The organism is Bacillus sp. SN1, assembly GCF_002796895.1.
GTDB classification, from domain to species: domain Bacteria; phylum Bacillota; class Bacilli; order Bacillales; family Bacillaceae; genus Bacillus; species Bacillus inaquosorum.
In genome coordinates this window covers 338,294-360,407 of record NZ_PHIE01000004.1, presented here as the reverse complement: position 1 = coordinate 360,407, position 22,114 = coordinate 338,294, and the positions used below count along the sequence as shown (strand labels likewise).

Sequence of the window (22,114 nt, the reverse complement as noted above, 5' to 3'; positions counted from 1 at the left end):
ATTAGTTACCACAGAAATACATACTAATTGTGCTGATCTTATCGCAGCCTAAACTTACTGATGACTTACCTTTTAAAAGAGTAACTTCTTTATCAAGTGCTTTGTGCTGAAGTGATAATAGCTTTTTCATATTTTCACCTCCTTTAATCTCGAATAAAGGGCGGCGCTTAGTTACCACAGAAATACATACTAATTGTGCTGATCTTATCGCAGCCTAAACTTACTGATGACTTACCTTTTAAAAGAGTAACTTCTTTATCAAGTGCTTTGTGCTGAAGTGATAATAGCTTTTTCATATTTTCACCTCCTTTAAACCTCTATTAATTAATAGTTGTCCTAGCCATTAGCACAAAAATACATACTAATTGTACTGATCTTATCACAGCCTAGACTTACTGATGACTTACCTTTTAAAAGAGTAACTTCTTTATCAAGTGCTTTGTGCTGAAGTGATAGTAGCTTCTTCAAATTTTTCACCTCCTTTAACGAATTTCTTTGTTTGAAAGATATCCAAATTATTATTCTTAGGCAATGGTAACCAACTATTCCACTTACCGCTATCTATATCAGAAAGGGTAAGTATCAATCCGCTATTTCCTGTTTGTAAATCTAAAGATAGTCGGTAACCATATTCTCCAGGACTTAAAATTCCTTCGTTTTCCTTATATAAGAGATAATTCCCAAGTGCTTTAATGGTATATTCTAATGAATCTGAATTTACCCCTTCACCTTTCATAGCATTAGCAAGAATAATCATTCCTCCTACCCCACGAAAGATGCCACTTGCAAATGTACTATATAAGTCTGTAACATTAGTTAGTTTTTTGAATAGTTCAGTATTACTCTCAGTCATAAAATCAGGAAGATTTTTGTTAAATTCCAGCATGATTAATGCAATACCAGCTGCACCTTCACCTAGATATGGTATTAACCTTTTATAACCCAATGAATATTCTTTTATTTGTGCTAATTCTAATTTAGAATCAATTTCAATGTTTTTACTTATTTCTTCATTGAAAATCTCGCTAGCCTGTTTTATTAAGTCACTATTCTTTGTCACTTTTCCTAACATTAGAATATACAAGCTGATTCCGGACCAACCATTTAACAAGCCATATGGCATTGCATAGGGATCTCTTACAGTGATGGAGCAATCTTCTTTATAGGCATCTATTATTTTATCTCCTATTTTAATAGCGCGATCTAAAAAATCTTTTTTCTCAGTAATGCTATAAAAGGCCAGATAGTTCAATCCAATTCCGGCTAACCCAGAATACAATGTTAAATCCGAATGTTCATCATCTGGAAAAGGCATTGACGTTAACAGTTTAATCGCTTCTTGTTTATATCCAATATCGTATAAAACAGACACTATACCTGAGATACCGTTAAATAAACCGAGCGGAATATTTTTATATGTTTCTGTATCTAAATTCAATACTGTCTCTAATACATAGTCAACCCATTGATAAACTGAATCGGGTAGAGTTCCTGTTCTATCCAAAGCCATTAAACCGCCAAATCCTCCATTAGCAATTGATAGACTCCCCATTTTTTCGATGTATTGTCTAATATCTCCGGATATTAAACTTTCTGACTTAGGTTTTAAATGACTTATGACGCCCTCTCGCAAACCTTCAGTTATCTCATTGATATTCTTGTAGTTTATTTTCATAGGTGGAATTGTTAAAGTAGAAGCTTCACTTAGTTTCTTGATGGTTGGTAACGTCTTGTCTTGGATTTCTTTAATTTTATTTAAAACTGCATCACCAAAATTCTCTCCAATCCATTTATCTTGATTTATTTCAATATCTATTGACAGATCAGATAAATTTTCTATCGGTAAAAACAAAAATCGGCAAATTCTAAGTAATGCATACCAATCTGCTTGCTCAAAAGTTTCTGCTTGATCCGTAACGTAACCAGGGGTCATTAAGGCGGGGGTGTATTTACTCTCAGGAGTTACAGCAGTTTCCAAGTCTATTAATTTTATAGAGTAATCTTCTAATATCAATACATTATTTGGCTGTAAATCTCCAAGTGCAATCTTACTTTTATGAAGATCTTTTAAAGCATCAATTAACTGATCTATCACACGCATCATGCGTTCCATATAAATATCCTTATCTTCTTTATATGAAAATGGAAAATTTTGAGATACATATTCCATAAGCGAAATTCCTGATACATGTTCTTCAATCAAATAGTTATTTTCCCAAATCTCAAAGTAATCATAAAAATCAACTATGTAAGGCTTCTCACTTAATTGTTTTATTATTTCAGCTTCTTTATAAATTCGTTTAAAACCATCTCGTTTCAACCGGTCCAAACCTGAACCAAGTCTTCCCTCTTTCATAACAAACGTTTTCCCGTTTTTTTCAACCTTATATACTCCACCGCCATTACTGAAATGCAGTGCAGAAATAACATTGTATGAATCAAACTTCGATGTGTCTTCTTTATCAAGTTCTGCGTCAACTTTTTTTGTCATCATTTGTATTTCAGCAGGTTCTTCAACAAAATCAGGAACTTCATAATATGGAGCACGGACATCCGGAATTAATGTACCATCAGGTCGCTGAATTGCCGGAACATTTTGTCCATCTTTATTTACATACATAGATACAAACGCTCCATAACGGAAGAAGACATTTGAATATTTCCAACGTTTATCATTCAATATATAAGGGCCTTTTTTTAAAGTTTTTGTTAGATTATCTAAATCTGAGAGTAATGTTAGAAAAGTCTTGTTATCATAAGGATAGATTGTAATGAACTTACCTGAAGATGCTCTATCTCCGTTTTTAGAGTTTTTGAATAATAATTGCCTTTCATTAGGTACAAATTTAAAGGATATTTCATTTTTTATGAGGTATGGAAGCACAATATCTAAAGTTTTTTGTGCCTCATGAATATCTGCAGTTATATGTATTTTCCACCCTTGTTTTGGCATCTTTTTCATTGTGTTAACGCAATAACTCCAATTAATATCCTTGTTTTGTTTCCACTCTTCAGAATTCAAGTTGGGTATACGATAATTGTTTGTGATTTTATTCGGTGTTATCAATTCATAAAATAAATTGCCTGGACTCAAAAACTCAATGTATCTTAAATCCATTAAAATCCCTCACTTTAGGCTAGAATAATTTTTTCTTGCATCTCACTTGTTAATAACTTGTTTAGTATTCTTTCTGTATCTTTAGTCCAAATAGAGGCCCAAACCATATTTTTAAAGCTTTTTATCTTTGCAGATGTAACACCAATCTGGAATTTTTCATTATTACTTTCAAAAAACCAAGGACCGCCAGATATTCCATGTTTAAGTTTAGATCTCATTCCAATAAGCTGCTCTTCTTTGAGAAGTGTTAAATCTAATTCGCCTTTGGAATATCTCTTTTTAGAACTGAAAAGTGAAATTGGGTAGCCTGCTAATGTAACCAATTTAGGATGTTCCTCTATCACCTCACTTAAATCAAATTCAGGAATAAAAGCAATATTTTTCATGTTTTCAGGCATTTTAACCCATCCAAAGGCGTAATCATAAGTTAACCTATGAGTACTAATCCATTTTTCAGGTATTACTATTTTTAATACATCATATGATTCTTTCATTCCGCAATTCTCTACTTCTATTGATATGTTTTTGGCTATTTCATTAGTGCCTAAATCGTATAGGCAATGAGCTGCACTAGCAACAAAGAGTTCATCTTTGTATATGATAATAGATGCGCTAGCTAATGAATTCACTTCTGATTGTCCTAATAGGAAACTAAGTTTACATATATTATCCATTACTCATTACCTTTCTATTTCCTTTTTCGTTTTTTCTTTTTTAGGAAATTTAAGTTATTTATATTGTAATACCTTATGGGAAATATTACAATGGATAAAAGTGAAAATTTTCACTTTTTTATGAAATTCATAATCTAAAAGGAGGTGTTATGATGTCTAATAAAATTTTATCACTTCAAAAATTACCTACGAGAAATAGTGACAGCCCTGATAAAAAGTCAGTTTTGAGTATTTTTATTTGCGAAGGGGGCCAAGGAAGTTCTGTAAGTCTATATGCTTGTACTTCCTTAGGTTGTTCTTAAGGGAAATTCACATTAAATTTTTACTATTTCATAATCTAATGAATAAACTGGAGGTAAAGCATTATGAGAAAAGTTCTTTCACTTCAGAAACTTTATGACGCTGAATCACCAAAAAGTAACAAAAAACAATCCAATGTGAGCATAGGCTGTTTAGGCAGAAGTAACATAAGTTTGTTTATTTGTTAATTTATAGTTAAGAATATATTTCATCTAGCTGTCCTTATTATTTTTAAGGACAGCTTCTTTATGCCCCTTTTATTAAGGCTACATAGTTCAAATTAGATAGTAGGTTAGGTGGTGTATCTTAAAAGTCAGATAGACAATTTAAAAGCAGCCGCAGTTAGACCGAGATGCGTGAAGTAGAATCAGATTTGCAAGCGAATTCCCGCAATACGCAGGGTATTATAGCATGGCTTTTGCTTCGCAATGCCTATACCAATCCTGAAAAAGGACACATGGAGAACAAAGTGCAGCTTTATTAATCCCATCACCTGTAATTAAAAGATCCTACTCGTCCCATGTGGAGCTTTTGAAAAAAGGACCATGTTCTGTAAATGAAATAGTTCAAGCTCTCAATATCGGTCAACCACAGGTGTCTCGTCATTTACGTATTTTGGCCAAGACAGGATTGGTACGTTTTCGTACTAAGGGACAACTGCGAATTTATAACCTTGAAGCACAACCATTTCAAGATTTAGATGCTTGGTTCGATTCATTTAGCATTTTATGGGAGGAGAGTCTAGATCACTTTGAGGACTATATGCTCGACATTAAACAAAAGGGGGATAAATTAAAATAGTTTTGTTTCTAGGGAGCTAAACGTTTAAGAATAATTGTAAACAAGGATGATATTGAGATGAGAAGTAACACAAAAGTTTACAAAAACATGGAAAGCTTACAATTGAACGTTCAATAGCTATTCCTCCCCGGTTAGCATGGGAAGGTTGGACTAAACCTGAACATATCACTCATTGGTGGGGACCTAAATACTGGACATCTACCATATATGAGATGGATGTTAGACCCGGTGGTATCTGGCGCTATAACTCAAAACCAAAAAATGGAGATGGAGAAGAGGCTCACTGTAAAACTATTTACCAAGAGGTTATTGAACCTATGAGAATTGTCTACATTGACTCATTTACCGATGAAAATTGGTGTATTGTCGACAATAGTGAGATGTATACCATTGTAACTATTAATGAGGTAAGAGAAGGATCAAAATTAACTATTATTACCCGTTTCAGCAATGTTGAAGACCTTAATAACGCTGAAAAAATAGGAATGGTTAAGGGATTTACTGCTTTTGATAGGCTAGAAGAATATTTAATTCTAGAGTTATCTCAAAAGACGGAACAAAAATTGCTTATGAAAAACAAGGAAATGGACCAGCTGTAATTCTGGTATCATCTGCCGCAGCTGATCACTATGACGCTGAACAACTAGCTGTACAGCTTGCTAAATATTTTACAGTTTATAATTATGATCGCCGGGGTAGAGGACAGAGCACTGATGCTTCACAGTATGCAATTGAACGAGAAATAGAAGACATCGAGACTTTAATAATGGAAGCTGGAGGTAGTGGCATTTTATTCGGTAGCTCATCTGGTGCAGTGCTAACACTTGAAGCTGCAAGCAAACTAGGAGATAAAATTACAAAACTATTTATGTATGAGCCACCATTTATTATTGATAATAGTCGTCCTGCAGTACCTACAGAATATGTTGAACATTTGAATAAATTAATTGAGGAGGGCAGACGTGGTGATGCTGCTAAATATTTCATGAGCAAGGCTCTCGGAATACCTTTGGAATATCTAGATCATATGAAAGCTAATCCTTCTTGGAAGTCAATGGAGGACTTAGCTCATACACTTGCCTATGACGGTATGATTATGGGAGAAACAATTGGATAAACCTTAACCAACCGAACGATGGGATGTAAATATTCCAGTAACAATCATGATCGGAGAAAATAGTGAACCTTACTTCCATAAGGCTCTAAGGCACTTGTTGATTTGTTGCCTATAGCTAAATACGAAACGCTTCCGGGGCAAGATCACTCAGCAGTTATAATGGCTCCGAAAAAATTGGCAAAAGCAATTGTGAAATTTTCTAATAGTCATCAAAAATGATATATGGAGAAGGAAAATGTGTAACATGGCATCAGTCCATCTGCGAAAGAAAAAAAATATAGAATCAACATATAAATCAGTAAGCAATTACAACACTACTTTTGCGACTTAACTATCCTTATATAGACAGAAAAAAAGAGGAGTAAACACATTGTTTACTCCTCTAACTTTGTCCCTTCACCTTTTACTTCTTCAAAGTCTGGTGTTTTCTTCAACAAGCCAAGACGATCATTTTCTCCATTTTCCCGGCATACCGGTCATCTTTTCGTATTTATCTCCTAAGTTGACAAAAGCTTATTAGAAATAGATGTGAATAAATCTTGTATCTGGATTGATGGTCAATTTGTTGTTAAAAACCAAAAATTCGATTCGACGAGTTAGTATCAATAAAAAATTGCTTAAGCCACTAGAACATTGGAGAGAAGCCCAAGAAGAGTTGTTTAATGAATTAGGTATTAGACATACATTCACATGAGACCTATATCTTTCAATATAAAGATATACCTTCAAGAAAAGATATATTCAGTCGAAAAATAATACTTTTGCTAGGACAGCTATCTTACTCCTATACGTTTACATGATTTTAGACATTCACACGTTGCACTATTAATACACCAAGGAGAAGATTACATAACAATTAAAGAGCGTTTAGGACATGGTTCTGTAAAAACAACAATTGATGTTTATGGACACCTATATCCAAACAAGCAAAAGGAAATGGCTGATAAATTAGATGACTTACTTTAGGTAAGTGGGCAGTTTGTGGGCAGTAAATCATTTAAAAATAAACACAAAAAAATACCAAGGGCGTCAAAACCCTTGGTATCATTGATGCGGCCGAGAGGACTTGAACCTCCACGGGTTATTCACCCACTAGGCCCTCAACCTAGCGCGTCTGCCATTCCGCCACGACCGCGTGGTCATTAAATTTTGTTTGTGGGTTTATTAGGCTCTTAACCTAGCAAAACCGATTTGCGTGCACTTTGTAATTAAAGTGCGGGTGAAGGGACTCGAACCCCCACGTCGTAAGACACTAGATCCTAAGTCTAGCGCGTCTGCCAATTCCGCCACACCCGCAAAAAGACAAATGGTGAGCCATGAAGGACTCGAACCTTCGACCCTCTGATTAAAAGTCAGATGCTCTACCAACTGAGCTAATGGCTCTTACTATTAGATTTTAAAAAAATAAAAATGGCTGGGCTAGCTGGATTCGAACCAACGCATGACGGAGTCAAAGTCCGTTGCCTTACCGCTTGGCTATAGCCCAACGAAAATGGAATGACCCGTACGGGATTCGAACCCGTGTTACCGCCGTGAAAGGGCGGTGTCTTAACCGCTTGACCAACGGGCCGATGGTTGAGAACTTATATCGAATTCTTATGGCGGAGAAGGAGGGATTTGAACCCTCGCGCCGCTTACGCGACCTACACCCTTAGCAGGGGCGCCTCTTCAGCCACTTGAGTACTTCTCCAATATGGCTCCACAGGCAGGATTCGAACCTGCGACCGATCGGTTAACAGCCGATAGCTCTACCACTGAGCTACTGTGGAATAATGAGACAAGACTTATTATATCAGGCTTGATTTTCAGTGTCAAGAGGTAAATGTTTTTATTTATCTCTCGTGACGACTTTTATAATGTAACATAGGCTTGCCATATTCGTCAACCTTTTTCACAAAAAAATTCTTTTTATTTTTCCGCGGCATTTTCCGCACCTGTATCTGTCGGGGTTCATGGCACGCTTCTTTATATACTGTTGGCCGCAGGCCGTACAGATATACATATAAGTTTTTTTGCTTTCTGTTTTTTTCTTAAGGGGTGTACAGAACCTTGGCGCGTTGACCTGCTGCAGCAGCACTCGAAAATCTCTGTCTCTGTGCTTGTACCCTTTTCCTTCAAGGTGAAGATGATAATGGCAGAGCTCGTGCTTAATGATGCCGATCAGTTCCTCCCTGCCGTGCTCAATCAAATATTTCCTGTTCAATTCAATGTTATGAGAGGTTAACAGGTACCTTCCGCCCGTGGTCTTGAGCCGGTCATTAAAAAGCGCCTGATGGCGGAACGGCTTTTTAAAATACGTTTCAGAAATATCCTCTGTCAGCTTTTGAAGCTCTTTGTTATCCATGGTGCACCTCACTTAAAAAACATTGAACGGGACAATTCACCGTTCGCATACAATATGGTAATCACCGTCCCTCATATGATAAAAGCTGAGGAGGAATGAGCCTATGCCAAATTGGCTTAAAAAACAGATGCAAAAAGCGTTCCTTGAAAAAGATAATTACCAAATTAAATTGCTGAATCAATGCTGGTATTTCTATAGGAAAAAACACTGCTCGTAAGCAGTGCTTTTATTTTACCATAGACAGCGATACTCTGCCTTTTTGTACATCTACGCCATCAACCCAAACCGTCACAATATCGCCGACGGATACGACATCAAGAGGATGCTTGACGAATTGATTGCTGAGTTTTGAGATATGCACAAGCCCGTCTTGTTTGACTCCGATATCAACAAACGCTCCGAAGTCCACTACATTGCGCACGGTGCCCTGCAGCTCCATTCCCTCTTTCAAATCTTCCAGCTGAAGGACGTCTGTTTTCAGCAAAGGCTTAGGAACCTCGTCACGCGGATCGCGTTCCGGCCTTGTCAGCTGTTCACAAATATCTTTCAGGGTGATTTCTCCGATTCCCAGCTCTTTTGCCGTTTCAGAAAGCGCCAGCTGATTGATTTTGTCCTTCAATTCCGCCGTGCCGATTTGTTCTGTTGAAAGGCCGAGCTTTTTCAATAGCGCTTTTGTTTCTTTGTAGCTTTCCGGGTGGATGCCTGTTCTGTCCAAAGGCTCTGTCCCTTCCTGCACTCTTAAGAAACCGATACACTGCTCATAGGTTTTCGCACCGAGCCTTGGAATGTCCTTCAATTCCTTTCGATTCGAAAACTTCCCGATTTCCTCACGTTTTTTGACAATGTTGCCTGCGACAGACTTCGATAGTCCAGCTACATATTGAAGCAGCGCGGCGGATGCTGTGTTGACGTTTACTCCCACCTGGTTAACGACTGTTTCGACGACGAAACGCAGAGATTCATTTAAGCGTTTTTGGCTGACGTCATGCTGATACTGCCCGACACCCACAGACTTTGGATCGATTTTGACGAGTTCCGCGAGCGGGTCTTGAAGTCTTCGCGCAATAGATACGGCACTGCGCTCTTCAACCTGAAGATCAGGGAATTCTTCTCTGGCAAGCTCAGAAGCCGAATATACGCTTGCTCCCGCTTCATTGACGATCACATAATAAATTTTACGCGGCATGTCCTTCAGTACATTGACGATGAATTGCTCCGTTTCTCTGGACGCCGTGCCGTTTCCGATCGCCACCATCTCGACTTGATGGTGTTCAAGAATCTTTTTCACTTTTTCATGGGCTTCTTTTGTTTTGTTGACTGGCGCATGCGGATAGATGACGCCAATCTCCAAAACTTTTCCGGTCTCATCTGACACAGCGAGCTTACAGCCAGTTCGGAAGGCTGGGTCAACACCGAGAACGGTTTTGCCTTTCATCGGCGGCTGAAGCAGAAGCTTTCTCAAGTTTTCAGAGAAAATATGAATCGCCTGTTCATCCGCTTTTTCTGACAGCTCTTTTCTGATTTCACGCTCTATTGCCGGCTGGATCAGCCTTTTATAGCTGTCTTCAATCGTCTCCTGCAAAATCTCTTTTACGGATGTTGAGCGGTTTTTGATGATCTGTTTTTCTAAATACGCCTTGATATGATCTGCAGGCGGTTCGATAGTTATCTTTAAAATGTCTTCTTTTTCGCCGCGGTTCATCGCCAGCACCCTGTGCGGAACGACTTTTGCGATTGGCTCTTCATACTCGTAATACATTTCATAAACATTTTTCTCGTCGGTGTCTGCCGACTTACCGGCTGCAGACTTAATGGTTCCTTTTTTAAAGGTTTCCTGGCGAATCCACTTTCTGAAATTCGGCTCGTCTGAGATTTGTTCCGCAATAATGTGCTTGGCGCCTTCAATCGCTTCTTCCCTTGTGAACACTTCTTTTTCTTCACTGATGTATTGGTCTGCGATTTCTGCCAGGCGATCATCCTGCGGAAGTGTCAAGATATAGTCGGCAAGCGGCTCGAGGCCTTTGCTTTTCGCGACTGTCGCCTTTGTTTTGCGTTTTTGTTTATACGGGCGGTAAAGGTCTTCCACTTCTTGAAGCTTCACCGATTGCTCAATTTTTCGTTTTAAGTCATCTGTCAGTTTATCCTGCTCTGCAATGAGCCTGATGACTTCTTCTTTTCGCTGATTCAGGTTTTGTATGTATTGCCAGCGTTCAGAAATCGTCTGAATCTGAACCTCATCCATTGAACCCGTCTGCTCTTTTCGATATCGAGCGATAAACGGGACTGTGTTGCCGTCCTCTAGCAGGCGGATGACACTTTCAACGTGTTTTTGTGATAAACCTATTTCTTTCGCAATTTGCTGTTTTAAAAGGGCTGACGTTTCCATGTAACCAAAGCCTCCAATTTTGTCGTTCTTTCTCTAGTGTATCAAAAACCGAAAAAAACACATAAAAAAAGAAGCCGGTATTCCAGCTTCTCGTTTTCTGACTTCCTAGGACAACTGTCCAAGAATATAGGTCAGATCATCTTTTCTTGATGTCGTATACATTTTCAGCGAATTCGATATTTCTTCTACCGATTGGCCTTTTTTCAAATGGGAGCGGATATCGGGCACGTTGAGTCCATCTGTATGTATAATGAACTTTGAACCCTTTTCATAAGTGGCGGTATGCGTTTTGTATTTTTGCGGCTTGCCTGATAAATAGCCTGAAATCGGCAGAGGATAAAAGCTTTCACCAGACGGGGAATGCAGAATAAAACGTACGTTTCCGACAGAGCAGTACGTAAACTGCCTTTGTTCAAAATTGATTTTCAGGATAGATGCTGTTGCGCCTCTTTTGTTTTTCATCGCCTGATTACAGCGTTCGATAATGCTTTGTACGTCTTCGTTCGCATAGTTTTCCACTAAGTCTTTGATTGCTGAAGAAGATTCGTTGGCAAGCGATCCGCTTCCAAGTCCGTCAGCTACCGCACAAATTAATTCTTGATCATCAGCCTTCATAAAAAAGCTGTCGCCGCAAATCGATTTTCCTTCTTTATTCAGTTGGTATACAAGAGTTTGAATATGCTCGTTTTCTTCAACCTGGATCATTACATTAACTCCATCGAGGGATCTTCAATCAAGGCCTCTCTGAGCTTCTTCACAGCTTTGCGCTGCAGACGCGAGACGTGCATTTGAGATATACCGAGAATGTCCCCAGTTTCTTTTTGGCTTTTATTTTGGATATACGTAAGGTCTATGATTTGTTTTTCACGGTCTGAAAGGACATGAAGCACGCTTTGCAGCATCATTTGCTGGTTGACCCGCTCATATCCATCCTCCTGTGATCCGACGATATCAAGAATCGTGACGGTGCTTCCGTCCGCATCCGCTTCAATGCTGTGGTCAACGGATAAGGCTTGATAGCTTTTGCCCATTTCCATCGTTTCAAGAACCTCTTCTTCTGAAACATCAAGGAATTCGGCAATCTCTTCTACTTTCGGCGATCTTTGTGTTTCAGTCGTCAGCTGATCAACCGCCATTTTGATTCTTGGGCCCAGTTCTTTAATCCGTCTCGGCACGTGAACGCTCCACGTTTTATCTCTGAGGAAACGTTTAATTTCACCGATGATAGTAGGAATTGCAAAAGCTTCAAACGATTTGCCGACGACGGGATCGTATCGCTTAATCGCGCCGAGCAGCCCAATCATGCCGACCTGGCGGAGATCCTCGTGAAAGCTTTTGCCTTTTGAATATTTTTTCGCAAGCATATCAACCAGATTTGTATACACCTGCACAAGCGTTTCTTGCGCCTGTTCATCTTGATTTGTTTGGTAATCGCTTATGAGCCGATCGACTTCATCCTTAGTTAGTTTCGTAGTTTTTGATGGTTGTGTCATGATCAACTCGCTCCCCATTTAAATACTTTGTCATCGCTACGGTGACGCCGGAGTTGTTTTGCACTCTGACTTCATCCATGAGCGTTTCCATTAAATATAGACCGAGCCCTCCTTCTGATAATTGATCGACTGTGTGTGAAGGTGTGTACGGCCCAAGATCCTGCTGCTTTTCATCAAAATCAAAGCTGTCGCCTTCATCCGCCACAATGATTTCTAAACGGTCTTCGAACACACCGAATCGTATTGACACTTCCCCATTTTTATCTTCTTTGTAAGCGTGCTGAACTGCATTTGTACACGCTTCACTGACTGCGATTTTCAGATCTTCAATTTCATCGTACGTATAGCCCATTCTGCTCGCGACGCCTGACAGTGTCAGCCTTATAATCCCTACATATTCAGGTTGGGCCGGCACTTTCATTTCGATGTAATCTGCGTTATTCTTCATTGCACTCCACCTTCTGACTTTGCAGAAATATCAATGATGTCCTTCAAGCCTGTAATGTCAAACAGACGGATCAGCCGGTCAGAAAGATTTTCAAGTTTCAGCGAACCGCCCTGTTTTTTGACTGTTTTAAAGACGCCTACAAAAACGCCGAGTCCGGTACTGTCCATGTAGCTGACATCTTTCAGGCAAATTCTTAAATCAGCGCCTTGTTCTGCCAGAGGAACGAGCTTCTCTCTGAGCACCGGAGCTGAATACACATCGATTTCTCCTGCAATGTTTACTTGTATATCATTCTCGTTTTGCTTCACATCAACATTTATATTCATTACGTATCACCTCAAATTTTCCTTCAAATCACTAATTGTCTTATACCCACGGCTGGCTGATGCTAAACCTTTCTTCGCAAAACAATTAACGTAAAATCATCATGAAGCTGAAAGTCCTGCAATTTGAGGAGGCTGTCATAAATGTTTTTGACCATTTCCTGCGCAGAGCCACACATATGTTCCTCAATGAGCTTCTGTATATCATGACGCTCCAAGAAGCCGTTTTCCGTTCTGCATTCTGTGACGCCGTCAGAAAATAAAACAATCATATCGCCCTTATCGAGATGCTGATCGAATTGTTTGTAGTCATAATCCTGCGAGATGCCGAGAACGAGTCCTTTGGCCTCTAAATCGTAAAACGTGTTGTCTTTTTCAGAATAATAGAATCCCGGTTCATGTCCCGCTGAAGCATATGTAAATTGATGCTTGTCTATGTTGTAATTTGCATAAAACATCGTAATAAACATACTCGCATCAACATTTTGTTCAACAACCCGATTCAAATTTTTCAGCACCTGAGAAGGGTGTATGCCCGTTTCCGGCAAAGAGTCCATCGCGTATTTGATCATGGACATGCAAAGAGCCGCCGGAATGCCTTTTCCGATCACGTCCGCGATTGCGATATTAATGGATTCCTTGTCTTTGACAAAGTGGTAATAATCACCGCTCATCTGTTTAGCGGGCACACTGATGGCGCCGATATCCAGCGCTTCTTCCTGCGGAATCTTTGTTCCGAGCAGCGTCTGCTGGACATTTGCCGCGATTTCGATTTCTGATTTGATTTCCTGCTGTATCCCCCTGAGGGTTTGATGCTCCTGATAAGCCATTCCATATCCAATCATGACTTCTATTAAAAAATCCAGCGAATGAAAAACATCTTCCGGGAGACTCGGATACAGCTCCTTCAGCACTTTGCGATGAATGCTGATGATTTCTTCCGGAGGAATTTGATGCTCGATTGTTTTTCGGCTGAATTTTTGGGCTTGATATAAAGATGTTTCTGTTAATTCGGCTATATATCGACTAAGCAGCTGATGATACCGCTGCTCAATAACCTCCCTAAAATCCACGTTCTTACCTCCTACCGAAGCCATTTAATGGCTTGTATCTCTGTTCCTTCCCCCGATACGGAATTTAAACTGAATTCATCCATCAGCCTTTTCACGCCGGGAAGTCCCGCTCCGAGTCCGCCAGACGTTGAAAATCCGTCTTCCATGACTTTGCGGATATCAGGAATTCCCGGCCCTTGGTCTTCCGCTATGATTTTCAGACCCTTTTTTCCTCTGTCTGCGACCTGTTCAATTCCAATCTGGCCTTTACCGGCATATAAATAAATGTTCCTGGCTAATTCTGAAATAGCCGTTGTAATTCTAGCCTGGTCTACCGTGCCGAAACCCAGTTCTTTTGCAACGTTTCGTCCCAGTTGTCTGGCGGCCACAATATCCCATTCTGTCATGATTTTCACACAGGATTGGTCGTTCATTCGCTATTCCCCCAATTCCCGCTTCAATGTCTCAAGCCCCTGCTCTAAGTCGAGCGCGGTTTCGATTTCCTCAAGTGCGATTCCAAGTTCAATCAGCGTAACTGCCACAGCAGGCTGAATTCCCGTCAAGACCACTTTTGCGCCCATTAGTTTAGACATCGTGATCACGTCGCCCAGCACTTTAGCGATAAAGGAATCAATCATGTCCACAGATGTCAGGTCAATGACGACCCCGTTAGCACCTGTTTCGTATATTTTATTTAATAAGTCTTCTTGAAAGGTTAATGCGGTTTGGTCATCAAGTTCCCATTGAATGGACACTAATAAGCAATTATACAGTTTCAAGATCGGGATTTTCGGATGTCTCAAAATGTTATTCCCCCAATGAAACAATTTTTCGATCTGTCATTTCCAATGCTGTTTGAATTCCTTTTTGCAGGGTATTCTTAGTAATAACTTGGGATAAATCTATCCCCAGGTTGACGATCGTCTGTGCAATTTCCGGACGGATTCCGGCTAGCAGGCATTTCGCTCCGACAAGCCTTACCGCTTCAGACGCCTGAATAATATGATGGGCAACCATCGTGTCGACGACAGGAACACCCGTAATGTCAATCAACACGACTTGTGATCGGTGTTTGACGACGCCGTTAAGCAGGTTTTCCATAATTCGTTTTGCGCGTTCGGTATCAATTGTTCCGACCAGCGGCATCACGGTGATATTTTCAAACACCGGGATGAGCGGCGCAGATAGCTCCTGCAGCGCGATTTTTTGCAGGGATACTGTTTTTTCCCATGAGATTGAGTATTGGTTAAAGATTTCTGTATTAATCGGGCTGAAAAAGCGGTCGATCTGCCAGATTAATTCCGTACTCTCTTGATCTGGCAATCTCTTATCATTCATTTTCGTGTAGAGACGCTTCCAGAATTCAGCCAGCGCCGTAGCCAGAAACTTCAAAGAAAGTCCAATTTGGACGGCTCTCAGCGCCAGTTCGCTGATTTGGCTTTCAGCAGCACTGTCATCCTTAACAGATGAAAGAAGAATGTCGATATACTCTTTAGATATATTTTCATACACTTGGTCAGTCAGCTGATATGATTCTTGCTCGCTTAATTCTTTTAGTGTGTCAGTCCACAGTTGGAGCAGTTCATTTTGATTCTCGGCAATGAACTGGTATACAGTCTGATTCGACATCAAATTCGCTTACCTCCCGATAAAAAACAACATATTTTTTTCGTTATTTCACTATTATATCGTTTATGTTTTTTGAAAACAAAAAAAGTTGCTCTATTTGAGCAACCTGTACATATGTCTAAAAATCAATGAGTGCCAAACTGATTTGTAAGGCTTCATCAACCTTATCCATCATTTCATCATCCAGATGAGTAATCTTATCCGTTAACCTTTGCTTGTCAATCGTCCGAATTTGCTCCAGCAAAATAACGGAATCTCTTTCAAAACCGTAGCGTTTTGCATCGATTTCGACGTGGGTTGGTAATTTCGCTTTCTGTATTTGTGCTGTTATGGCTGCAACAATAGCAGTTGGGCTGAAGCGATTTCCGATGTCATTTTGGATCACTAAAACCGGGCGCACCCCGCCTTGCTCTGAGCCAACAACAGGAGATAAATCAGCAAAATAAACATCGCCGCGTTTCACAATCAAATGATTATCCTCCGCTGACTAAGCGCTCAACTGTCGTTTCAGCCTCGCACTCCGCAAAGTGAGCCTCAGAAGAAATATTCAGGTTGATTTTCGCCATTTCCATATAGCCGCGTCTCATCAAATCACGGTTGTGACGAGTTGTTCGTTCGCTGACATACGCTCTCACTGCTTGTGATATCAGTTCGTTTCTGCTTCGTTTCTCCCGCATCGCTACACCATCCAATTCAGCTACTAGGTTTTCGGGCAAGCTGATTTTCATTTCGGTTCTTGCGCTGGATTCAGACAAAAAACATACACCTCCACCAAACTTACGGATACGACTCTTTTATCCATCCAGTGATAATGATACCATTATTCACTCTTCAAGCAAAGCTGTTTTATGAATTCTCATTATGAGATGCTATTTGCTTGCATTTTCCTGCAATAAAGGATTTCTTACTTCCATTATACTCCCATTTTCCAAAAACATACGGGGAACCCGGGAACTTATTGTACAAGATACCTCGTAGTTAATGGTTTCGAGCCTGCCTGCAATCTCATCCATGGAAATATATTCATCCCCCTGCCGGCCAATTAATGTGACTTTTGTGCCTGGCGGATATTCCTGATCCAGCTCTACCATAAATTGGTCCATGCAGATTCGGCCGGCGATTTTCAGCCGTTTTCCCTTCACAAGAATTTCGGTTCCTTTCAATTTTCGAAGCCAGCCGTCCGCATAGCCTACAGGCACCGTCCCGATCCATGTGTCTTTTTTGGCTGTGTATTCCGCTCCGTAGCTGACGCTCTCGCCTTTTCTGATCAATTTGACATGCGACAGCGTCGAATGCAGGGTGAATGCGGGACGCAGCTGAAACGGTATTTCGTCCGTAATGTCGGCTGACGGACGGAGACCGTACATGCCGATGCCGAATCTGACCGCGTTGAAAAAGCCTTTTTTCAGCCGAAGACCGGCGGCGCTGTTGGCACAGTGCACCATCATTTTTTTTAGCGGCAGCGGAGCAATCAGTTCTTTAAAGCGCTCAAACTGCATGAAGAAATAGTCTCTTTCTTTTTCATCCGCTGTCGCAAAATGCGTAAATACCCCTTTGCATTTGAAACGGGGGTTGCGATCAAGAATCGCCATCACGTGATGAACTTCTTCTTCCGTTTTTACACCAAGCCTGTTCATCCCCGTATCGACCTTCAAATGAAAATGAAGGGAACCTTTTTTCAAGTGGCGGGCTGCTTCCTGAAGCCATTCAACAGAATAACCTGTTAATGTCACGTCATATTCCGCCGCGATTGCCACATACTCCGGGGGAACCGCGCCAAGCACCAATATAGGCGCCTTCAGGCCCTTCTCGCGCAGTGAGATCGCTTCATCCAGAATGGCCACGGCCAAGCATGAAGCACCTGCGTCAAGAGCAGCCTTTGCTACTTCTGCATCACCATGTCCGTAGGCGTTCGCTTTTACAACTGCCATCAGATGGACATGTTCGCCGATGTGTTCTTTCATATTGCTGACATTTTCCTTTATCGCGGACAAGTCGATTTCCGCCCACGTATCTCTGTAAAAAGGTTTTGTGCTCATAATGACACTTCCTAGCTTTTATTCAATATCATTTACATATCATACTAAAATTATAGTTCAAAGGGAAACGATGCCTGACGAAAAAAAGGCCAAATCACGTTTGGCCTTTGGCAATTATTTAGATGATTGTCCCTGCATGCTTTTCGCGACTGTCACCATTTCCTCTTTAGAAAGATCTTTTGATGAGAGAAGGTAATCTACGCCGTCATATGTCCATGATAATGATGCATCCGACAAGGCGCCGATGGTGTAGCCGAGATTTACCGGTTCGCCGTTCAGCGTAACTGAGGAAGAAGCTTTGGCAATCTGGGCTTTTTCTTGAATTAAGGTAAATGATTTTTCTCCTCCGTAGGTCATGATGATCCGCTTCCCGTCTTCAGTTGAAATATCTTTTTCTTCAAGCAGCTTTACGCCAAGCGGCAGTTCAAGCGGCGTTTTGACCGCGAATGTATCGGATGGCTTCGCGCTTGTGGCGACATCCATTTGGGAAAGAGTCATATTTTTCTTTTCGTCAAATGATTCTTTGTCGAATTGTTTATTAAATTCAAAGCTGCTGAATTCTACTTTCACCATGACTTTTCGGTCTGTATCCATGACTTTAACAGATGACGGGCTCATATCTTTTTTGTTAAACGTGATTTCTTGCGTTGGCAGCATTTTATTATGCTGATAGTTCGTTTTTGTTTCGAATACGTATTTCTTTTCTTTCGCAGTGAAGACTGCATCTGAATCGTTTTGAACATCCTTTACGAGCGATTCAAACAGATAGACCTGGCTGCTGTTGTTCGGCCAGTCGCTTTGAAATCTGAAGCTCTTATTTAAAGACGGCGTGAGAACAAATACTCCGTTTTCATTTCGTAAAATGACTTGGTTTTGGTCCTTTTTCGGATTTTCTAGATAAACCCTGTACAGAGACGGCTTTTTGTGCCAGATTTCCACATTGTATACTTGAGGCTCACTCCCTGTCTCGATGGTCATTTTCGCTTTTGCTTTGTACGAGGTGTATTCTTTCGCCTTTTCATCTAACCCGGTCACAATATCTTGCTGCGTTTTTTCCCCGCAGGCAGAAAGAATAAGGACAGCAAGCAGTCCCGTTAAAAGCAAAACAAAGCTTTTTCTCACCTTTTCCAACCCCTTTTTCTCAATTGATGTAAAAGGAAGAAATCGCTTGTTTGACTTTAACGGTACGCTCGGTACACGTTAGGCAGAACGGATGCGTACCATAAAAGCCTCAAACAACTTGTCTCCCTTAATGCATTATCAAATATATGAGTGGGGTTTCGCTAATATGCAGACTAGCTTGACAACCTTTCAATCACAACCTGTGCGGCCGCGTATTCCTTTGTATGAGTGATTGATACGTGAACGGCGGCCTGGCTCAGCTTCGCACAAATGATATAGGGCTTGCCATTTTGATCTTTCTTAATTTCAATGTCCTGAAAACTGAGCTGTTTTCCTATACCGGTGCCGAACGCTTTCGAGAAAGCTTCTTTTGCTGCAAACCTCCCCGCAAGAAATTCTATTTTTCTTTTCTCTGAAAGCTCATGATATTGGTCAAGCTCGCTTCGCGTCAAAATCCGCTCAGCAAACCTTTTCTGGCGGCCGGCCATAGAAGCGACCCGTTTAAGCTCGGTGATGTCTAGTCCAATACCGTAAATCATGTGTGATAACCTCCTTTGCGTACGTACTATTTGAATGGTTTGTCTCATAAACGTGTTACTATAGAAATACCAAAATGAAGAAAAGGGGCTCGGAATGTTTATACGGACTGAAAATTTCCAAACGTTTATCAGGCTTTATCCCGTTGTCACCTTTATATTGGCCTTGCAAGCTGTTCTCTGGCTGTTTTTTTCACTTCCTGTCCATTCAGTCGTGTTATGGAGAGATGCCGTCACAGGCTATAATTTAGGCGTCGCTAACGGTGAATGGTGGCGGCTGATCACACCGGTTTTGCTGCACGCCGGTTTTACCCATCTGCTGTTTAATTCCATGTCCATCTTTTTATTTGCCCCTGCTTTGGAACGCATGCTGGGAAAAGCGCGTTTCCTGCTTGTGTACGCTGGCTCCGGCATCATCGGCAATATCGGCACATATGTTACAGAGCCGCTTGATTACGTGCATGTCGGGGCATCAGGAGCGATTTTCGGGCTGTTCGGCGTGTATCTGTTTATGGTTCTTTTTCGCAAAGAGCTGATCGGGCAGGAGCATTCCAAAATGATTCTCACACTGCTCGCATTTGCCGTTCTCATGTCGTTTATCAACTCCAATATTAACATGATGGCCCATCTGTTTGGACTTTGCGGCGGGTTTCTTCTCTCGTTTTTATGTGTGCAAAAAAAAGAGCGGCGGTATTAACCGTCCGCTTTTTCATATGAGTACCAGTTTAAAATGAAGTCCGCATCCTCTTCACCTACATCCCTCACCGATAATTCTTCCATGAGGCTCGATGATTTTACCGAGGTAGAAATGGTATACAAACGGCCTTTCTTTTGAAAATACGATTGGCTGAACTTGCAAACCTGCATTCGTCTTTTTAACACAATTCCCGTTGTTCTGCTGATAAATCTGGACGTCAATTGAAGACGGTCCCCGTTGATCGTCCATCCTGCATCCTTATATGCGAGGTAGCCGAAGATCAATTCAATCGGCAGCAGGATGATCGACAGATACCCCCATGGCTGAAAGAAGATACATAATGGAATGATCAAAAAGATTGAAAAAATGACGGAACGGAATAAATAGCGTTTCAACGCGTGCCGCGGCAGACGGCGGAAGTTTTCTTCCAGCGTGTATTCCGGCGTAAATGTCCGCAGCATGTGCGGAAGCTTTTTTTTATGAATCATCGGGAAGAGAATGGTCAAAGCGCCTTCTTCTTTTTCCCGGTCGCCGCCGCCCGCGCTGACGATGGACACCGTCACAAAGCCGAAAAACTGGCGGATGATGTTTTCTTTTATTTTAATGGCTTGTATTTTTCGGAGCGGAATCGTGACTTGATGTTTTTCAATAATCCCTCTTGAAATCACCAGTTCCTGCTCTTTTTTAATGATTTGAAAGTTCGCGTATTTAAACATCATACCGGCAATGCTGAAAATCCAGGCGATAAATAAACCGATAAAAATGAGTACCGCGTAAATGCCGATGCTGGCGTGCTGAAGAAAGGAAAATTTATCAAAAAACCAATCCATCGGCAGCACTTCATCAAGCTGAGAAATAAGCGCAAATACAGCGGAAATAATCACTCCGATTCCGCCGGATGTAGAGGCGGCCATGAGCAATTCTTTCATGTTCATCCGATAGTGCTCTTGCGGCTCAACCGCCGGAATCCGCTCTTGCTCAGCTTCAAGCCATTCTTCATCGTGTTCGCTTTCGTGTCTTTGTGCTTTTTTCTTAAAGACAGCTTCCTTGATCCGTTCGGCTTCTTCAACAGAAATAGCAGAAAGAACAGCTTCCGCCTCCTTGCCTCCGCCTGCCGTTTCAATTTGCAGCTTCACAAGCTTAAAGATTTGCTGGATCACGCCCGCGCTCGTATTCATCGTTTGAATCCGATCAATCGATATGTATCGTTTTTTCGTGACAAACAAGCCTTCTTCAATTCTAAATTCGTCATCTTCGATCCGATAGGTAAACCTTCTCCATTTGATGATGCTTGCGGCTACAAGCCAGATGAACAGCACACCGAGCGCAATAGCTCCGTAAAAACGGACAGTATTGTTCGAATTGACGATATACACAAAAAAGAATGGCAGAATGATATTTTTTATCGTTTGAATAATGGTATGGCATAAATTCAATATTACTGCCGCCGGATGCAGGCGTTTCGGTTCAGACATCATCGTCAGTCACCCTTGCCAGACGGGAAATGGAGTCTCTCAGCCGATCCGCTTCCTCCATCTCTAAAGCGGGGATCGAATGAACAGTTGCGGCCGTGGAAATTTTTACGGTTGCCAGGTTGTACTTTTTCAATAACGGCCCTTGTGACGTATCGACGTGCTGAACCCTGACCATCGGGACAATCACACGCGTTACCACAAAAATACCTGACTGAATATCTATTTCATGTTCATGGACTTCATAGCGCCATACTTTATGACGGATCTTTGGAATGATAAAGACCGTCACAGCCGAACCCAGCAGCCAAACCGCGCCGAGCACGCCGCTGATCCAGTACGGCCAATGAAAATAATAGCTTAACACTGCTACTGCTATGACAATAAGCAAGCAGACAGCAGATACGATGATCTCTTGAAGTCGCCAAACCTTTAATCCGTCTGGACTGATTTGGTTTTTTGGCTGCTCTCTCAAAATACCTACCTCCCGTTTTTTCGTCGTTACTTATACGTCTCTTATACAGAAAGGTTTCATTCTTAAGCATACATAGAAAAATGGCATC

At 41.1% G+C, this 22,114-nt stretch carries 29 protein-coding genes, 7 tRNA genes and 2 pseudogenes; 8 read left to right on the top strand and 30 right to left on the bottom strand.

Annotation, left to right across the window (positions count from 1 at the left end; translation table 11 throughout):
- Position 1: 1 nt before the first annotated feature.
- From CVV77_RS22200 to CVV77_RS15960, 5 genes are read right to left on the bottom strand one after another with little or no spacing between them, the layout of a single operon-like run.
- Positions 2-130: a class III lanthipeptide gene (locus tag CVV77_RS22200; protein WP_198508146.1), complete on the bottom strand. Its 129-nt coding sequence runs from the start codon at positions 128-130 to the stop codon at positions 2-4.
- A gap of 37 nt (positions 131-167) precedes the next feature.
- Complete coding sequence (locus CVV77_RS22195) at positions 168-296, bottom strand: class III lanthipeptide (RefSeq protein WP_198508146.1); 129 nt, start codon at positions 294-296, stop codon at positions 168-170.
- Between the two features lie 40 nt (positions 297-336).
- Complete coding sequence (locus tag CVV77_RS22700; RefSeq protein WP_395940382.1) at positions 337-477, bottom strand: class III lanthipeptide; 141 nt, start codon at positions 475-477, stop codon at positions 337-339.
- A complete protein-coding gene (gene lanKC, locus CVV77_RS15965; protein ID WP_198508144.1) occupies positions 431-3,118 on the bottom strand; it encodes a class III lanthionine synthetase LanKC in 2,688 nt (895 codons plus the stop codon). The genes CVV77_RS22700 and lanKC overlap by 47 nt, the downstream gene beginning before the upstream one ends.
- A 14-nt stretch (positions 3,119-3,132) precedes the next feature.
- A complete protein-coding gene (locus CVV77_RS15960; RefSeq protein WP_250622085.1) occupies positions 3,133-3,747 on the bottom strand; it encodes a trypsin-like serine peptidase in 615 nt (204 codons plus the stop codon).
- Positions 3,748-3,944: 197 nt separating this feature from the next.
- On the opposite strand from CVV77_RS15960, the gene CVV77_RS22080 reads away from it, so the two are divergent.
- The 5 genes from CVV77_RS22080 (at position 3,945) to CVV77_RS22500 (ending at position 6,010) form a co-directional block, all read left to right on the top strand.
- On the top strand, positions 3,945-4,094 hold the full coding sequence (locus CVV77_RS22080) for a hypothetical protein (protein WP_157796813.1): 150 nt from the start codon (positions 3,945-3,947) through the stop codon (positions 4,092-4,094).
- A gap of 63 nt (positions 4,095-4,157) precedes the next feature.
- On the top strand, positions 4,158-4,280 hold the full coding sequence (locus CVV77_RS22695; RefSeq protein WP_198508143.1) for a class III lanthipeptide: 123 nt from the start codon (positions 4,158-4,160) through the stop codon (positions 4,278-4,280).
- Between the two features lie 334 nt (positions 4,281-4,614).
- Positions 4,615-4,893 (top strand): ArsR/SmtB family transcription factor, encoded by a 279-nt coding sequence (locus CVV77_RS15955; RefSeq protein WP_309300187.1) that lies wholly within the window; start codon positions 4,615-4,617, stop codon positions 4,891-4,893.
- 101 nt (positions 4,894-4,994) lie between these two features.
- Positions 4,995-5,492, top strand: a complete 498-nt coding sequence (locus CVV77_RS15950; RefSeq protein WP_100275861.1) for an SRPBCC domain-containing protein — start codon at positions 4,995-4,997, stop codon at positions 5,490-5,492.
- On the top strand, positions 5,417-6,010 hold the full coding sequence (locus tag CVV77_RS22500; protein WP_309300188.1) for an alpha/beta fold hydrolase: 594 nt from the start codon (positions 5,417-5,419) through the stop codon (positions 6,008-6,010). The genes CVV77_RS15950 and CVV77_RS22500 overlap by 76 nt, the downstream gene beginning before the upstream one ends.
- 374 nt (positions 6,011-6,384) lie before the next feature.
- Here CVV77_RS22500 and CVV77_RS22495 read toward each other — a convergent pair.
- Positions 6,385-6,520: pseudogene (locus CVV77_RS22495) on the bottom strand (lipoprotein); the annotation flags it as partial.
- Between CVV77_RS22495 and CVV77_RS15940 the strand changes: the two are divergent.
- Positions 6,512-6,976: pseudogene (locus tag CVV77_RS15940) on the top strand (tyrosine-type recombinase/integrase); the annotation flags it as partial. The pseudogenes CVV77_RS22495 and CVV77_RS15940 overlap by 9 nt on opposite strands.
- A gap of 85 nt (positions 6,977-7,061) precedes the next feature.
- On the opposite strand, the gene CVV77_RS15935 reads toward CVV77_RS15940, so the two are convergent.
- From CVV77_RS15935 to CVV77_RS15900, 8 genes are all read right to left on the bottom strand, one after another.
- Positions 7,062-7,145 (bottom strand) — tRNA-Leu (locus CVV77_RS15935).
- A gap of 79 nt (positions 7,146-7,224) precedes the next feature.
- Positions 7,225-7,306 (bottom strand) — tRNA-Leu (locus tag CVV77_RS15930).
- Between the two features lie 11 nt (positions 7,307-7,317).
- A tRNA-Lys gene (locus tag CVV77_RS15925) sits at positions 7,318-7,393 on the bottom strand.
- Between the two features lie 28 nt (positions 7,394-7,421).
- Positions 7,422-7,496 (bottom strand) — tRNA-Gln (locus CVV77_RS15920).
- Between the two features lie 12 nt (positions 7,497-7,508).
- Positions 7,509-7,580 (bottom strand) — tRNA-Glu (locus CVV77_RS15915).
- A gap of 29 nt (positions 7,581-7,609) precedes the next feature.
- Positions 7,610-7,700, bottom strand: a tRNA-Ser gene (locus CVV77_RS15910).
- A gap of 4 nt (positions 7,701-7,704) precedes the next feature.
- Positions 7,705-7,779, bottom strand: a tRNA-Asn gene (locus CVV77_RS15905).
- A gap of 122 nt (positions 7,780-7,901) precedes the next feature.
- Entirely contained in the window at positions 7,902-8,354 is a 453-nt protein-coding gene (locus CVV77_RS15900) for a SprT family protein (protein ID WP_100275860.1), read from the bottom strand.
- Between the two features lie 103 nt (positions 8,355-8,457).
- Between CVV77_RS15900 and cmpA the strand changes: the two genes are divergently transcribed.
- Positions 8,458-8,571, top strand: a complete 114-nt coding sequence (gene cmpA / locus CVV77_RS15895) for a cortex morphogenetic protein CmpA (protein ID WP_003225207.1) — start codon at positions 8,458-8,460, stop codon at positions 8,569-8,571.
- A gap of 9 nt (positions 8,572-8,580) precedes the next feature.
- Here cmpA and CVV77_RS15890 read toward each other — a convergent pair whose 3' ends face one another.
- The 14 genes from CVV77_RS15890 to acpS all read right to left on the bottom strand — a co-directional run bounded on the left by CVV77_RS15890 (position 8,581) and on the right by acpS (position 19,385).
- On the bottom strand, positions 8,581-10,740 hold the full coding sequence (locus CVV77_RS15890; protein ID WP_100275859.1) for a Tex family protein: 2,160 nt from the start codon (positions 10,738-10,740) through the stop codon (positions 8,581-8,583).
- Positions 10,741-10,845: 105 nt separating this feature from the next.
- The gene (gene rsbX / locus CVV77_RS15885) at positions 10,846-11,445 is read right to left on the bottom strand and encodes a phosphoserine phosphatase RsbX (protein ID WP_060397967.1); all 600 of its coding nucleotides are present in this window, start codon (positions 11,443-11,445) and stop codon (positions 10,846-10,848) included.
- On the bottom strand, positions 11,445-12,233 hold the full coding sequence (sigB, locus tag CVV77_RS15880) for an RNA polymerase sigma factor SigB (RefSeq protein WP_003240361.1): 789 nt from the start codon (positions 12,231-12,233) through the stop codon (positions 11,445-11,447). The genes rsbX and sigB overlap by 1 nt, the downstream gene beginning before the upstream one ends.
- Positions 12,199-12,681 carry an anti-sigma B factor RsbW gene (gene rsbW / locus CVV77_RS15875; protein WP_084995401.1) on the bottom strand — a complete coding sequence of 161 codons (483 nt, stop codon included), beginning with the start codon at positions 12,679-12,681 and terminating at the stop codon, positions 12,199-12,201. Before rsbW ends, sigB begins: the two co-directional genes overlap by 35 nt.
- Positions 12,678-13,007 carry an anti-sigma factor antagonist RsbV gene (gene rsbV, locus CVV77_RS15870; RefSeq protein WP_019257539.1) on the bottom strand — a complete coding sequence of 110 codons (330 nt, stop codon included), beginning with the start codon at positions 13,005-13,007 and terminating at the stop codon, positions 12,678-12,680. The genes rsbW and rsbV overlap by 4 nt, the downstream gene beginning before the upstream one ends.
- A gap of 62 nt (positions 13,008-13,069) precedes the next feature.
- Positions 13,070-14,077 carry a phosphoserine phosphatase RsbU gene (gene rsbU / locus CVV77_RS15865; RefSeq protein WP_100275858.1) on the bottom strand — a complete coding sequence of 336 codons (1,008 nt, stop codon included), beginning with the start codon at positions 14,075-14,077 and terminating at the stop codon, positions 13,070-13,072.
- A gap of 11 nt (positions 14,078-14,088) precedes the next feature.
- A complete protein-coding gene (gene rsbT / locus CVV77_RS15860; protein WP_003240352.1) occupies positions 14,089-14,490 on the bottom strand; it encodes a serine/threonine-protein kinase RsbT in 402 nt (133 codons plus the stop codon).
- A 3-nt stretch (positions 14,491-14,493) separates the two neighbouring features.
- Positions 14,494-14,859 carry an RsbT antagonist protein RsbS gene (gene rsbS / locus CVV77_RS15855; protein ID WP_003225190.1) on the bottom strand — a complete coding sequence of 122 codons (366 nt, stop codon included), beginning with the start codon at positions 14,857-14,859 and terminating at the stop codon, positions 14,494-14,496.
- A 4-nt stretch (positions 14,860-14,863) separates the two neighbouring features.
- The gene (gene rsbRA, locus CVV77_RS15850) at positions 14,864-15,688 is read right to left on the bottom strand and encodes an RsbT co-antagonist protein RsbRA (RefSeq protein WP_003240350.1); all 825 of its coding nucleotides are present in this window, start codon (positions 15,686-15,688) and stop codon (positions 14,864-14,866) included.
- 115 nt (positions 15,689-15,803) lie between these two features.
- Positions 15,804-16,154 (bottom strand): type II toxin-antitoxin system endoribonuclease NdoA, encoded by a 351-nt coding sequence (gene ndoA, locus CVV77_RS15845; protein WP_003156187.1) that lies wholly within the window; start codon positions 16,152-16,154, stop codon positions 15,804-15,806.
- Positions 16,155-16,158: 4 nt separating this feature from the next.
- Complete coding sequence (endB, locus tag CVV77_RS15840; RefSeq protein ID WP_003225183.1) at positions 16,159-16,440, bottom strand: type II toxin-antitoxin system antitoxin EndoAI; 282 nt, start codon at positions 16,438-16,440, stop codon at positions 16,159-16,161.
- A gap of 114 nt (positions 16,441-16,554) precedes the next feature.
- Positions 16,555-17,724: an alanine racemase gene (gene alr / locus CVV77_RS15835; protein ID WP_019257537.1), complete on the bottom strand. Its 1,170-nt coding sequence runs from the start codon at positions 17,722-17,724 to the stop codon at positions 16,555-16,557.
- A gap of 114 nt (positions 17,725-17,838) precedes the next feature.
- Positions 17,839-18,855, bottom strand: coding sequence for a LolA family protein (locus tag CVV77_RS15830; RefSeq protein ID WP_100275857.1), 1,017 nt, complete (start codon positions 18,853-18,855; stop codon positions 17,839-17,841).
- A gap of 164 nt (positions 18,856-19,019) precedes the next feature.
- Complete coding sequence (acpS, locus tag CVV77_RS15825) at positions 19,020-19,385, bottom strand: holo-ACP synthase (protein WP_019257535.1); 366 nt, start codon at positions 19,383-19,385, stop codon at positions 19,020-19,022.
- A 94-nt stretch (positions 19,386-19,479) separates the two neighbouring features.
- Here acpS and CVV77_RS15820 point away from each other — a divergent pair, with 94 nt between their 5' ends.
- Positions 19,480-20,079 (top strand): rhomboid family intramembrane serine protease, encoded by a 600-nt coding sequence (locus CVV77_RS15820; protein WP_003240338.1) that lies wholly within the window; start codon positions 19,480-19,482, stop codon positions 20,077-20,079.
- Here CVV77_RS15820 and CVV77_RS15815 read toward each other — a convergent pair.
- Together CVV77_RS15815 and CVV77_RS15810 are read right to left on the bottom strand one after the other, a co-directional pair.
- Complete coding sequence (locus CVV77_RS15815; protein ID WP_100275856.1) at positions 20,076-21,557, bottom strand: PH domain-containing protein; 1,482 nt, start codon at positions 21,555-21,557, stop codon at positions 20,076-20,078. The genes CVV77_RS15820 and CVV77_RS15815 overlap by 4 nt on opposite strands.
- The gene (locus CVV77_RS15810; protein WP_100275855.1) at positions 21,547-22,026 is read right to left on the bottom strand and encodes a PH domain-containing protein; all 480 of its coding nucleotides are present in this window, start codon (positions 22,024-22,026) and stop codon (positions 21,547-21,549) included. The genes CVV77_RS15815 and CVV77_RS15810 overlap by 11 nt, the downstream gene beginning before the upstream one ends.
- Positions 22,027-22,114 lie beyond the last annotated feature (88 nt).

What these genes read in the sequence shown, in the direction of transcription:
- CVV77_RS22200 (WP_198508146.1), bottom strand. Translation starts at nt 130, where the DNA reads ATGAAAAAGCTATTATCACTTCAGCACAAAGCACTTGATAAAGAAGTT.
- CVV77_RS22195 (WP_198508146.1), bottom strand. Translation starts at nt 296, where the DNA reads ATGAAAAAGCTATTATCACTTCAGCACAAAGCACTTGATAAAGAAGTT.
- lanKC (WP_198508144.1), bottom strand. Translation starts at nt 3,118, where the DNA reads ATGGATTTAAGATACATTGAGTTTTTGAGTCCAGGCAATTTATTTTAT.
- CVV77_RS22080 (WP_157796813.1), top strand. Translation starts at nt 3,945, where the DNA reads ATGTCTAATAAAATTTTATCACTTCAAAAATTACCTACGAGAAATAGT.
- CVV77_RS22695 (WP_198508143.1), top strand. Translation starts at nt 4,158, where the DNA reads ATGAGAAAAGTTCTTTCACTTCAGAAACTTTATGACGCTGAATCACCA.
- CVV77_RS15900 (WP_100275860.1), bottom strand. Translation starts at nt 8,354, where the DNA reads ATGGATAACAAAGAGCTTCAAAAGCTGACAGAGGATATTTCTGAAACG.
- cmpA (WP_003225207.1), top strand. Translation starts at nt 8,458, where the DNA reads ATGCCAAATTGGCTTAAAAAACAGATGCAAAAAGCGTTCCTTGAAAAA.
- CVV77_RS15890 (WP_100275859.1), bottom strand. Translation starts at nt 10,740, where the DNA reads ATGGAAACGTCAGCCCTTTTAAAACAGCAAATTGCGAAAGAAATAGGT.
- rsbX (WP_060397967.1), bottom strand. Translation starts at nt 11,445, where the DNA reads ATGATCCAGGTTGAAGAAAACGAGCATATTCAAACTCTTGTATACCAA.
- sigB (WP_003240361.1), bottom strand. Translation starts at nt 12,233, where the DNA reads ATGACACAACCATCAAAAACTACGAAACTAACTAAGGATGAAGTCGAT.
- rsbW (WP_084995401.1), bottom strand. Translation starts at nt 12,681, where the DNA reads ATGAAGAATAACGCAGATTACATCGAAATGAAAGTGCCGGCCCAACCT.
- rsbV (WP_019257539.1), bottom strand. Translation starts at nt 13,007, where the DNA reads ATGAATATAAATGTTGATGTGAAGCAAAACGAGAATGATATACAAGTA.
- rsbT (WP_003240352.1), bottom strand. Translation starts at nt 14,490, where the DNA reads ATGAACGACCAATCCTGTGTGAAAATCATGACAGAATGGGATATTGTG.
- alr (WP_019257537.1), bottom strand. Translation starts at nt 17,724, where the DNA reads ATGAGCACAAAACCTTTTTACAGAGATACGTGGGCGGAAATCGACTTG.
- acpS (WP_019257535.1), bottom strand. Translation starts at nt 19,385, where the DNA reads ATGATTTACGGTATTGGACTAGACATCACCGAGCTTAAACGGGTCGCT.
- CVV77_RS15820 (WP_003240338.1), top strand. Translation starts at nt 19,480, where the DNA reads ATGTTTATACGGACTGAAAATTTCCAAACGTTTATCAGGCTTTATCCC.
- CVV77_RS15815 (WP_100275856.1), bottom strand. Translation starts at nt 21,557, where the DNA reads ATGATGTCTGAACCGAAACGCCTGCATCCGGCGGCAGTAATATTGAAT.